Below are 12,337 nucleotides of genomic sequence, written 5' to 3' on the forward strand. Positions count from 1 at the left end.
CCGTCAGTCTCTGGCTTTGATAGTGTTGATGATATTGGTAGTCGAGCAACCGTCCTCAAAGTTTAGCACCCGCACGTCACCGCCATTGGCCCAGACTTCTTTGCTGCCGGCGATATCTTCCGGCTTGTAATCGCCGCCTTTCACCAGAATATCCGGCAGAATCTCACTGATCAGGCGCTGCGGCGTATCTTCCTCAAACGCGACCACCCAATCCACCGCCTCCAGCGCCCCCAGTACGATCATCCGCTGCATCAGCGGGTTAACCGGGCGGCTCGGCCCTTTCAGACGTTTAGTGGAGTCATCACTGTTCACCGCCACGATCAGGCGATCGCCGAGGCGGCGCGCATTCGCCAGATAGGAAACGTGCCCGGCGTGCAAAATATCAAAGCACCCGTTGGTCATCACCACCGTTTCGCCACGCTGGCGCGCCAGCGCTACCGCGTCTTTCAACTGCGCTTCGGTCATCACGCCAAAACCGGTATCGGCACGGCCACGAATGGCATTTTCCAGTTCGATCGGCGTGACGGTAGAAGTCCCCAACTTGCCGACCACCACGCCAGCCGCCGCGTTAGCCAGGAAGCAGGCTTCTTCGAGCGGTTTGCCCGCCGCCAGCGCCGCCGCCAGTACGCCAATCACGGTATCGCCCGCACCGGTCACGTCATACACTTCTTGCGCCTGCGTCGGCAGATGTAACGGCGCTTTACCCGGTTGCAGTAATGTCATCCCCTGTTCAGAGCGGGTCACCAGCAACGCAGACAGTTCCAGATCCGCCAGCAGCTTCGCACCGCGTTCCACCAGATCGTTTTCGTCTTTACAGCGCCCGGTCACCGCTTCGAATTCAGACAGATTCGGCGTCAGCAGCGTCGCGCCGCGATAACGGTTGAAATCAGTGCCTTTCGGGTCGATCAACACCGGTACGCCGGCGGCTCTGGCGGTCTGGATCATGCTCTGTACGTGCACCAGCGCCCCTTTGGCATAGTCGGACAGCACCAGCGCGCCGATGTTCGGCAATGCCTGTTGGATGCGTTCGATCATCGGCTGCGGATCCACGTTATCGAACCCTTCCTCAAAGTCGAGGCGGATCAATTGCTGATTACGCGACAACACGCGCAGTTTGGTAATCGTCGGATGGGTCGGCACGGACACGAAGTCGCATTTAACGTTCACTTCGTTCAATTTGGCGCTCAGGGCGCGGGCGGCATCATCGATACCGGTCAACCCCACCAAACGCGACCCCGCGCCCAGCGCGGCAATGTTCATCGCCACGTTGGCCGCGCCGCCGGGACGTTCTTCGATGGTATCCACTTTAACCACCGGCACTGGCGCTTCCGGCGAAATACGGCTGGTCGGGCCGTACCAGTAGCGGTCCAGCATTACGTCACCCACAACCAGAACACCGGCGTGGCGAAAATCAGGTAGCGTTACTTTCATTCCCTGGCTCCAAAAACAGGTTCATTTTTAACGCGCGCTATACTATCACATTCAACTACCACACCATCACATTCAACGACCACACTCACCGGGTAGCCTCGCGCGCCACAACGCCGTTTGACGCCGTTCGCTTCATTCCAGCCACGTTTTCCAGCTCTGTAGCACCTGCCGGCGCTCGGCGGTGAAACTATCCTGTCCGACTCGGCCGGGCAGTTCCTGCAACGCCAGATGGTGAATTTCATCGCGCAGGGTGATGTAGGCCAGTCGCAACGCATCGGCTTCGGCTTCGTCCATCACGCCGTGACGAGCCAGCAGTTCCAGAATACGCACGTTATCGGACCAACGCGTTAATCGCGGCTCCTGTGCGGAATAACGCAGCACCAGATATTGCGTGATGAATTCGATATCGGTGATACCGCCGGCATCCGCTTTAATATCAAACCCTTCGTCCTTGCCGGCGTGATGCCGACGCATCTTTTCCCGCATTTCCCGCACTTCAGTGCGCAATGCGTCGCCGTCGCGCTCACGGCATAAAATTCGCTGGCGGATCTGCTCGAACTGCTGCTGTATAGCGGGCTCGCCATACACAATCCGGGCACGAACCAGTGCCTGATGCTCCCAGGTCCAGGCTTCATTACACTGATAATCCTCAAACGCCGCCACGGTGCTTACCAGCATCCCCGCCGCACCCGATGGCCTTAAACGGGCATCGACCTCGTACAAAATGCCGGACGAAGTACGGGTACTGAACAGGTGCATCACCCGTTGAGCCAGCCGCAAATAAAACTGGCGGCCATCAATACTCCGCTCGCCATCGGTCATCACGTTATCCGGGCAATCAATCAGAAACACCAGATCAAGGTCAGAGCTGTAACCCAGCTCCCAGCCGCCCAGTTTGCCGTATCCCACAACCGCGAATCCCCGTCCGGACTGGGCATGTAGATGAGCAGGCTGGCCGTAACGCACTACCATCTGGTTCCACGCCTGCTGCACCACCGCGGCGATAATGGCCTCCGCCAGATAGGTTAAGTGATCACTCACTTTCATCACCGGCAGCGCGCCGACGATATCTGCGGCGGCAATACGCAGATGCTGCGCCTGTTTAAACTGACGCAATGCTTCCAGTTGCTGCTCTTCATCGTCCGTCGGCACCCGCATCAGGTATTGACGCAGTTCATCGGCGTAAGCCTCCAGCGCGATGGGTTGGTACAGACTGGCGGGGTCCAGCAGCTCATCCAGCAGCAGCGGATAGCGCGCCAACTGGCTGGCAATCATCGGCGATACGGCGCACAGTCGGATCAACTGCGTCAACGCCGCGCGCGACTCCAGTAACAACTCCAGATAGGTGGTACGGGTCACGATGCCCAGCAACAGCGGCGTCAAACGCGCCACGATAACATCGGCATTGGCATAACCGCAGGCTTGCGCCAGCAAAGTCGGCATTAACTGATCGAGCACGTCACGCCCGCGAGGCCCGATGGTGCGACGGGACAAATCAGCACGAAAGTCGGCCACCCGAGTGAGTAAGCGCTCACCGATATCAGTGGTCAGTTGCGGCGATAACGCCAACAAATCCGCGCTTTCAAGTCCATCCTGCCACAGGCTGCTGTAATGGCTGTGTTCCGGCGTTTCACTGCCGTCCGGCGCGTCATCACCAATCAATTCATGAAATACCGCGCGAACCGCCTGCATCTGCTGATGTAAGCGTTCACTCAGTTGCAGCCAGTCGTTACAACGCATCCCCCACGCCAATCGCGCCTGATTAAGCGAATCTTCCGGCAGGGTTTGCGTTTGCTCGTCGGCAATCGACTGCAGCAGGTTCTCCAGACGACGCAAAAACAGATAAGCCTCGCGTAACTGAGTGGCTTGCACCGGGGTTAATAGCCCTAATTCGCCCACCTGCTCCAGCGTCGGCAACAGAGAACGCCCCTGTAACGTCGGCTCCCGGCCACCGCGAATCAGTTGGAATACCTGGGTAATAAATTCCACTTCACGGATGCCGCCCGCCCCCAACTTAATGTTGTTGCGCAGGTCGCGTCGTCGTACTTCACGGGCAATCATGCTCTTCATGTTGCGCAGCGATTGGATCACACTAAAGTCGATATAGCGACGAAACACGAACGGCCGCAGCATACGGATCAGTTCCTGGCTGTAATGATCGTCATCTCCGCCCATCAGCCTGGCTTTCACCATCGCATAACGTTCCCAGTCGCGCCCCTGTTCCTGATAGTAATCTTCCAGCGCGGCGAAACTCATTACCAGCGGGCCGCTATCGCCAAACGGCCGCAGCCGCATATCAACCCGATACACAAAACCATCGACCGTCGGTTGATCCAATGCTTTGATCAGCCGCTGGCCGAGACGGGTGAAAAACTGGGCGTTATCCAGTTCACGACGGCCGCCGCGAGTCTGGCCATTTTCCGGATAGGCGAAAATCAGGTCGATATCCGAGGAAAAGTTGAGTTCGCCGCCGCCCAGTTTGCCCATTCCTAAAATCAGCAACGGCTGTGGTTCGCCCGCGGCATTGCACGGCGTGCCCCATTCGCGGCAGCAAGCGTCATACAGCCACTGGCGAGCGGCGACGATCAGCGCCTCTGCCAATACGCTCAACTGTTGCAAGGTTTCGTCAGTGGTACTGCGCTGTAACCATTGCCCCCAGGCAATACGTGTCAGAATACGGCGTCGGAACAGGCGCAGCGCTTTCATTAACCCCGCTTCATCGCTGACGCCGCTTAACGCTTGCGATAACCAATCCGCATAGTGCCGCCACTCTTGCGGCAAAGGCGGCTGCCGGGCTATCTCCTGTCGCCAGTCCGGGTAACGCGTCAGCGACTCGCTGACAAATTCGCTGCAGGCCAGTACCGCGGCGGCGTCATCGGCCGTCGGCGTTGAGTCGGCACTCAATAAGCGCGCCTGCTCGGCAAGGGGTTCAGAAAGCGGAAATAACGATGCGGAATGACAGGTCATGGCGATATCCTTGCACAGCTGCCTGTCAGGCAGCTTCAATGGGGTTGAACCGGGGAGCGGCGCCATCGACGGCCAGTCCCCGACGAGCGATGCTCCGGGCTTACTGGCCGCTGTGCAGCCAGAACGGCGACTGGGCAAGCGCCTGCTTGCGGCATGTCTCCAGCGCATTAGGCACTACCTGGCCGATGGACAGCGCCTCAATCAATTGCATCAGTTCTCGCCACTGTTGCAGATAACGCGCGGTCTCCTCTTGCGGATAGCTTCCCCCCAGCAGCAAAAAGGTATACACGCCTCGCTGCAAACGCGGTAATTGCTGGGTGTAATGCAGCGCATCCAACGCATGGCTGAATACCGCTTTGAGTTCAGCCAAACCTCGGCTCATCATGATGTCGGCAAAGCGTTTCCAGGAGCTTTGCAACCGCATCAGCTCACGGTTGTCCATATAGCCGCGCCAGCCTCGTTTGACCAACCACGAGGTCAGAATCAGTTTCCCTTTCAGGTAATCGACGCTATAGCAGAGCGTATCCGCCGTTTCCGTACGCTCTATCGCTTCTTCAAGGTGGGTCAGCGCCGCACGAAACTCCGAGGTCACTTTACGGGGCAACACGCCGCCTGCCAGCACCAGCAGTTCCCGCATCATGGCGCCGGCCTCCAGCAACGCCGGGCGTGCGGCGGCATGGCCACGAGCCCATAGTTCTTCATGATATTGCCAATGGCTGAATGCATGTTCCAGCCCGGCGGCAATACCCTGCTCAAGGGTCATTTTCGGCTGTACGGGCAGGAAACCCAGCTCGCGACATTCTCGTTCCGGGTTGCCTTTCGCCAGGTGGTAGCCGCGAGCGGCTTTACTTAAGCTGCCTTGCCGTAAGCCGCCGATGTCGGCCAGTTCGCTGGCGAACGCCAGCAGATCCTCGGTGCGGCCATTTTTCAGTTCCAGCTCCAGCTCACACAGCGGCTCGACAAGCGCGTCGGCATGAATCTTACCCTGATCCACCGCTATCTCGATCAAGCTCTGATGGTAAGACACAACCCAGGACTCACGCTGAAAATCAGTACTGAACAGCGGCGACAGCGCCTGAGACAACGCCGCCACATCACAATCTTCCGGCCAAATTTCCGACGGCAGCAGGCGAATATCCAACTGCGGCCCCGGCAAATCCACGTTGTATTCCGGGTGCTGGTGCAGCCCGCCCACCACTTTTCCGGCGGTTTTCACCGTCATTTCATAGCGGCCGTTTTCACCCCGAATACGTAGCCCAATGCCATGCCCGCGCAAGTACCCATCCGCCGTTTCGTAATAACTATTCACCAGTTGGCGGGTGTGCAGATGGTTGCTCTGCCCCACATCGCTCTGCCAGTTTTTCAGCCCTTGTCTGAGCGCGGCCGTCGCATCAGGGTGAATAATAAATTTTAATTCGATCTCTTCGCTCATAGTCTTGCACTACCCGAATATTGCTGAAATGTCGCCAGTAAATAACATTTTATCGCAGGTTGCCACTTTTGCGGCATAGCGCTCGCACACCCTGCGAAGGCGCTCGCAAAGCATGGCTCACCGTTACTGTTTAGCCGCACGTTCACCTCGAACGTTTCCTTGCGGATCGTGGCGTCATCATGGACGCAGGCCAATCAAGAGTAAGACTGTTCCCATTCAGGTTTGCCAACGGCATCGTCAGACTGAGCCCGCTAACTGCATAACCTCTGCGAGCTTAATGTATTGAATATGATGAACAAATTATCTTTTTTCCTCGTCACTATACTGGGCCTGTCCGCTGCGCTGAGCCTACATGCGGAAGAAAAACGCTATATCTCCGATGAACTTGTCACCTACGCCCGCAGCGGGCCCGGCAATCAATACCGTATCATCGGCACGCTGAACGCCGGTGAAGCCGTCACACTCATCAGCGTCAACGACAGTGCCGGGTATGCCCAAATTCGCGATGACAAAGACCGAAACAGTTGGATCCCGCTCGATCAACTCAGCCCCACGCCCAGCCTGAAAACCCGTGTGCCGGAACTGGAAAATCAGGTAAAGACCCTGACCGATAAACTCAACGGCGTTGATCAGGAATGGAATCAGCGCACAACCGATCTGCGCCAGAAAGTTGCCGCCAACGACAGTGCGCTCGCGGCGTTACAAAAAGAAAATCAAACGCTGAAAACCCAGTTGGATGTCGCACAGAAAAAGCTGGAGGTAGCTAACCTGCAACTGGACGACAAGCAGCGCGCGCTGATCATGCAGTGGTTCATGTACGGCGGCGGCGTAGCGGGCGGCGGTCTGGTATTGGGATTGCTGCTGCCGCACCTGCTGCCCCGACGCAAAAAGAACGACCGCTGGATGGGGTAATTCCTGAACACCGGCTCGCCGACCACCCGGATGTCCCCCCGCTGTTTTCGGAAATAGCTTTCAAAGGTAGTTTTCAAAGATAGTTTTCGGGATAGCGTTCGAGATTGTGTTCAAGAGGATGTTAATCAACAATAACCGAAATTATTGTTAGCTATAATTTCGGTTATGGCTGGCTATCATTCCAGTTATCAACACAGTCTACTATCGGGAGCCGGGTTTGAAGATTTACCTTGTAGGGGGCGCAGTGCGTGATGGTCTGTTGGGCAGGCCGGTTACCGAACGCGATTGGGTGGTGGTCGGCGCCACGCCGGAGATGCTGTTGCAGCAAGGTTACCAGCAGGTTGGGCGGGATTTCCCGGTATTCCTGCATCCACAGACCAAAGAGGAATATGCGCTGGCGCGTACCGAACGCAAGTCCGGCAACGGCTACACCGGATTTACCTGCCAGGCCACGCCGGACATTACACTGGAAGACGATCTACAACGACGCGATCTGACCATCAATGCCATCGCCCAGGATGAAGATGGGCAGTTGATAGACCCGTACGGCGGTCGGCGCGATTTACAAAACCGCCTGCTGCGTCATGTCTCAGAAGCGTTCAGCGAAGACCCGTTGCGTGTGCTGCGCGTTGCGCGTTTCGCCGCCCGCTACGCCCACCTTGGTTTTCAGATTGCCGAAGAAACATTGCATCTCATGCAAGCCATGGCCCGCGACGGTGAGCTGGATTTCCTGACGCCGGAGCGTGTCTGGAAAGAGACGGAAAAAGCCCTCGGCACGCAAAATCCCCAGGTCTACTTTCAGGTGCTGCGTGATTGCGGTGCGCTGGCGATACTGTTCCCCGAGGTCGATCGGCTTTACGGCGTACCGGCTCCCGCCACCTGGCACCCGGAAATCGACACCGGCATCCATACCATGATGAGCCTGGCGATGGCCGCCCGCCTCAGCCCGGCGCTCGACGTCCGCTTCGCGACGCTGTGCCATGATCTCGGTAAGGGGTTGACGCCACCGGAACTGTGGCCGCGTCATCACGGTCACGGCGCCGCAGGCGTGCCGTTGGTGGAAGCACTATGCCAACGCTTGCGCGTACCGAATGCCTTGCGCGACCTGGCCTGTCTGGTAGCGGAATACCATGACCTGATCCACACCGTGCAGATGCTGCAAGCGAAAACCCTGCTTAAACTGTTTGATGCCATTGACGTCTGGCGCAAACCCCAGCGGCTGGAGCAATTGATCCTTGCCGGCGAAGCCGATGCGCGTGGACGAGCCGGGCTGGAGCAACAACCCTATCCACAAGGAGACTATCTGCGCGAAGCCTTTGCCGTCGTCAGCCGGATAACCAGCGCTGACGTAGTGGCAGCCGGATTCCGGCACGCCGCGATCAGGGAAGAGTTGCATCGCCGCCGACATGCCGCGTTGGACGAGTGGAAAACCCGGCGATCCGAAGCCGCCGGGCCATGTTCATGACGTCATTATCGTTGGGATGCGTCATCGTTGGGATACGTCGTTCGACGCATCCCGGCGATGTTACATCAGCACCAGCCACACGATGGCGGCGACGATAAAACGGTAAATAGCGAAGGGCACGAACGAAACGCGCTTGATCAAGTGCAGGAAGGTTTTGATCGCAATCATCGCCACGACAAACGCCGTCACAAAACCGGTGGCAAACATCGGCAGATCAGACAACGACAGGAAATGCCAGCTTTTATACAAATCCAGCCCGCTCGCCCCCAGCATAATCGGCACCGCCAGGATAAAGGAGAATTCGGAGGCGGCGTAACGGTTAACGCCGACCAACATCCCGCCGGAAATGGTGGCGCCGGAACGTGAGAACCCCGGCCACAGCGCCAGACATTGAAAACAGCCAATCAGGAACGCCTGCAGATAACTGATGTCATCCAGCCCTTCCGCTTTCGGTTTTTTCGGCTTGCACCACTCCGCCAACAACAACAACAGGCCGCCGGCCACCAGCGCGTACGTGACGGTAACCGGATTGAACAGCGATTTAATGGCGTCATGCAATACCAACCCCAGCACGACGGCAGGGATCATCGCCAGAATAATGTGCGCCAACGTCAGGTGGCCTTTACCGCGCCCTTCATGCTGCGGCGGCTGACCGAAATGGATGCCAATCAGTCCGAACATCCGCCGCCAGAACACCACCACCACCGCCAGAATCGACCCTAACTGAATAATGACCTCAAAAGTCTTGGCGATATCGCCATCAAACCCCAACCAGTGACCGACGATAATCATATGTCCGGTGGACGACACCGGTAGAAATTCGGTGAGCCCTTCCACCACCCCAAGAATGAACGCCACCAGCAACGAATGCAGATCCGCCATCGACCGTTAACTCCCTACCCGCCACATAAAAAAGCGGCCTTGCTACCCGCAAGCCGCAACGTATAAAGCACATCGAATGATGCCCTGTTAAAGGCACAACTTAAAATAGAGATATTATCTTTTTATTACCTTAAGAAGGGTCTGTGTTTATGCCGCAATAACCGCTGCTCACTCATACCGACGGGCGGGCGCCGCGCTCGATTATCACGCCCACGCTGCGCGCCTGCGCCACCGCGCCGGGTTTGCTGACTTTCAGCCGCAGCCAGGGAATGTTAAAGCGTTGCATCAGCCTGGCGGCGACCTCTTCCGCTACCCGCTCAACCAGTGCAAAACGGCCGCCGGCAACCAGCTCAATCACCGCGTCGCTGACATCGGCATAGCTCAGGCAATCCGTTACGTCATCGCTGGCCGCCGCCGGGCGGTTATCCCAAGCCATTTCGATATCGAACACCAATTTCTGCTGGATGGTCTGTTCCCAGTCATACACACCGATGGTAGTGATTACACTGAGCTCTTCAATAAACACGATGTCCATCACGTCATCCCTTGTTTTTGCCGCTGCCGGATACCACTTCCGGCCGAAAGTGCGTATTATCCACAGATGTTGAACCTAAAACGACCTTTATTGAACGGAAGCCGTTTATGAGTGTTATCGCGCCCGGAATGATTCTCATCGCGTATCTGTGTGGCTCGATCTCCAGTGCGATCCTGATTTGCCGTATCGCCGGTTTGCCCGATCCGCGCGAACACGGCTCCGGCAACCCCGGCGCCACCAACGTGCTGCGTATCGGCGGTAAAACAGCCGCCGTCGGCGTCTTGATTTTCGATATTCTCAAGGGAATGCTGCCGGTCTGGGGTGCTTACGCGCTGGGCAGTTCTCCGCTGTATCTCGGCCTGACGGCCATCGCCGCTTGTCTCGGGCATATCTACCCGATATTTTTTCATTTTCGCGGCGGTAAAGGGGTCGCAACTGCATTTGGCGCTATCGCGCCCATCGGCTGGGACCTGACCGGCTTGATGACCGGCACCTGGCTGCTGACCGTGCTGCTGAGCGGCTACTCCTCGCTGGGGGCGATTGTCAGCGCGCTGATCGCGCCGTTTTACGTCTGGTGGTTCAAACCGCAATTCACCTTTCCGGTAGCGATGCTCTCGTGCCTGATCCTGATGCGTCATCACGATAATATTCAGCGTCTGTGGCGTGGTCAGGAAGGCAAAATCTGGAAAAAGCTGCGTCGTAAGCGCCATTCGGCGGATACCCCGCCGGACAAGCAGGATGCCTCCTGACGATGTAACAGAAGCGGCCTGATGGCCGCTTCTTTTTTTTCACTGATTTCGACTTAACTATATGCGCCTTGAGAGCCGATGCTTACAGGCCGGACAGGGTAGCGCCCCAACGCTGCCTGCGCCTGTTGCTCAAGCCGGAATTGCGCCATGCTGGCGGCCAGCTCGCGCGCTTGCTCTTCCAGTGATCGGGTGGCTGCCGCCGACTCCTCCACCAGAGAAGCGTTTTGTTGCGCCACTGAATCCATCTGCGAGACCGCCAGATTGACCTGTTCAATACCGTTGCTTTGTTCACGGGTCGCGGTCGAGATTTCACGCATCAGCGTCGTCATCTGTGATACCGCCGACGCCACATCACTCATGGTTTCCCCGGCAATACGCGCAATATCCGTACCTTCGTTGACCTGGGTTTGCGAATCCTGCATCAGCACCTTGATTTCCCTGGCCGACTGGGCGCTACGCTGCGCCAGATTACGCACCTCACCGGCTACGACGGCAAAGCCGCGTCCTTGCTCTCCGGCACGTGCGGCTTCTACCGCCGCATTCAGCGCCAGAATATTGGTCTGAAAAGCGATGCCGTCGATCATTGCCAGAATATCCGCCACCCGAGCCGCCGTAGCGGAAATCATCTGCATTTTACGCAACATCTGTTCGACAGCGTCGCTGCCTTTACTTGCGATATCAGACACCTGCTGTGTCAGCAGATACGCCTGATCGGCGCTGTCGGCGTTCAACTTCACGGTAGACGCCAACTGCTCCATACTGGCGGCGGTCTGCTCCAGCGAGGCGGCCGACTCTTCGGTTCGTTCTGCCAGATGGCTATTACCGGAGGCCAGCTCACGGGTGCCGACGTCGATCTGGCCGCCGGCATCACGTACTCGTCCCACCGCAACGGCGAGGGATTGTTGCATGGACTTCATCGCCCGGATCAGTCGGCCGATTTCATTATTGCCGCCTTCTTCGATTGTGCAGGACAGATCGCCTTGCGCAATCACTTCGAGCTGCCGTACCGCGCCGTCCAGCGGGCGCAGAATCACCTGTCGGATCCCCCACCACGCCAGCCCGGCCAGCAGTAACGCCACAACAAACGCCATACCCATTACCCACAGTCGGCTATAAGCCAGCTCGTCGGCCTGCGATAACAGGGTTTCTCCCACTTCCAGCGCAAAATCGCGGAAATCGCCGATGGCCGCATCCATGTTGATGCTCAGCGCGGGCAGGGTATCCTGCATCAGGGAATAATATTCATCCAGATTGTCTTGTCTTAGCGCGGCAATCATCGGCGTCATGCCCTGACGGTCATAGGCGTCGTAGGCGACTTTGATATGTTCGGCCAGTTCAGCGCCGCGTTGAGTTACGGTGCCGTACGCCAAAAAGCGCGCCATCTCCCGGCGCGATACGCCGGCATAATTCTCGACGCGCCCGGCCGTTTCCTTGGCTTTGTCGATCAAGCCGATCTCATACAATCTGACGGCTTGCGCCGCCGCCGTTCGGGCACGTAACGTAGCGGTATAACTCGACGACAACGCGCTCAGTTCCTTCCCCTGAATTTTGTCTATCGATAACAGTGAACGGTTCCCCTGGCTGATTGCGCTGGTGCCGATGCCAACCACCGCCGCCAACAGCACCAGCATGATACCGACCAATGCCAACAGGCCATGCTTGACCGTAATGCTCTTTAGCATCCGTACTCTCCCTTGTGATTCAACATGATAAAAAAACAACCAATAAATAAGCCGGCGCTGCTCTGATACGGCGTACCATGCCGATACGTCGCTGGCTGCGCCGGATAATAGGATGCAGAACTGACACTTATCGGAATGCCGCGCATGGTTCTTCAATTAGATTAATTATTTAATTTCCATTAATTAGGAGTGTGGGAATCTGCCGTCGCCTGCGGCCACGGTACGCCTAAAAAATCACGACTTTCGTCAGCAGTTGGCTATAATGAGCGCCACTCCATTCTG

The 12,337-nt window shown here is 57.3% G+C and carries 9 protein-coding genes; 3 read left to right on the forward strand and 6 right to left on the reverse strand.

What is annotated here, in order from left to right:
- Positions 1-3: 3 nt before the first annotated feature.
- The 3 genes from hldE to FDP13_RS11350 all read right to left on the reverse strand — a co-directional run bounded on the left by hldE (position 4) and on the right by FDP13_RS11350 (position 5,830).
- Positions 4-1,431, reverse strand: a complete 1,428-nt coding sequence (gene hldE, locus FDP13_RS11340; RefSeq protein WP_012768558.1) for a bifunctional D-glycero-beta-D-manno-heptose-7-phosphate kinase/D-glycero-beta-D-manno-heptose 1-phosphate adenylyltransferase HldE — start codon at positions 1,429-1,431, stop codon at positions 4-6.
- A gap of 132 nt (positions 1,432-1,563) precedes the next feature.
- Positions 1,564-4,398 (reverse strand): bifunctional [glutamate--ammonia ligase]-adenylyl-L-tyrosine phosphorylase/[glutamate--ammonia-ligase] adenylyltransferase, encoded by a 2,835-nt coding sequence (gene glnE / locus FDP13_RS11345; protein WP_143839470.1) that lies wholly within the window; start codon positions 4,396-4,398, stop codon positions 1,564-1,566.
- Positions 4,399-4,498: 100 nt separating this feature from the next.
- Positions 4,499-5,830, reverse strand: a complete 1,332-nt coding sequence (locus tag FDP13_RS11350; RefSeq protein ID WP_143839471.1) for an inorganic triphosphatase — start codon at positions 5,828-5,830, stop codon at positions 4,499-4,501.
- Positions 5,831-6,121: 291 nt separating this feature from the next.
- Between FDP13_RS11350 and FDP13_RS11355 the strand changes: the two genes are divergently transcribed.
- Both FDP13_RS11355 and FDP13_RS11360 read left to right on the forward strand, forming a co-directional pair.
- Positions 6,122-6,742, forward strand: coding sequence for a TIGR04211 family SH3 domain-containing protein (locus FDP13_RS11355; RefSeq protein ID WP_143839524.1), 621 nt, complete (start codon positions 6,122-6,124; stop codon positions 6,740-6,742).
- Between the two features lie 217 nt (positions 6,743-6,959).
- Positions 6,960-8,207 carry a multifunctional CCA addition/repair protein gene (locus tag FDP13_RS11360; RefSeq protein WP_143839472.1) on the forward strand — a complete coding sequence of 416 codons (1,248 nt, stop codon included), beginning with the start codon at positions 6,960-6,962 and terminating at the stop codon, positions 8,205-8,207.
- Positions 8,208-8,267: 60 nt separating this feature from the next.
- Here FDP13_RS11360 and bacA read toward each other — a convergent pair whose 3' ends face one another.
- Positions 8,268-9,089, reverse strand: coding sequence for an undecaprenyl-diphosphate phosphatase (bacA, locus tag FDP13_RS11365; RefSeq protein ID WP_033576231.1), 822 nt, complete (start codon positions 9,087-9,089; stop codon positions 8,268-8,270).
- 172 nt (positions 9,090-9,261) lie between these two features.
- Entirely contained in the window at positions 9,262-9,624 is a 363-nt protein-coding gene (folB, locus tag FDP13_RS11370; RefSeq protein WP_012768552.1) for a bifunctional dihydroneopterin aldolase/7,8-dihydroneopterin epimerase, read from the reverse strand.
- 107 nt (positions 9,625-9,731) lie between these two features.
- Between folB and plsY the strand changes: the two genes are divergently transcribed.
- On the forward strand, positions 9,732-10,373 hold the full coding sequence (gene plsY / locus FDP13_RS11375; RefSeq protein ID WP_033576233.1) for a glycerol-3-phosphate 1-O-acyltransferase PlsY: 642 nt from the start codon (positions 9,732-9,734) through the stop codon (positions 10,371-10,373).
- A 53-nt stretch (positions 10,374-10,426) separates the two neighbouring features.
- Here the strand turns inward: plsY and FDP13_RS11380 are convergent, their stop codons facing one another.
- Positions 10,427-12,055, reverse strand: a complete 1,629-nt coding sequence (locus tag FDP13_RS11380) for a methyl-accepting chemotaxis protein (RefSeq protein WP_143839473.1) — start codon at positions 12,053-12,055, stop codon at positions 10,427-10,429.
- Positions 12,056-12,337: the final 282 nt, after the last annotated feature.

Origin of the sequence: Dickeya sp. ws52 (genome assembly GCF_007210685.1) — a bacterium.
Lineage (GTDB): Bacteria > Pseudomonadota > Gammaproteobacteria > Enterobacterales > Enterobacteriaceae > Dickeya > Dickeya chrysanthemi.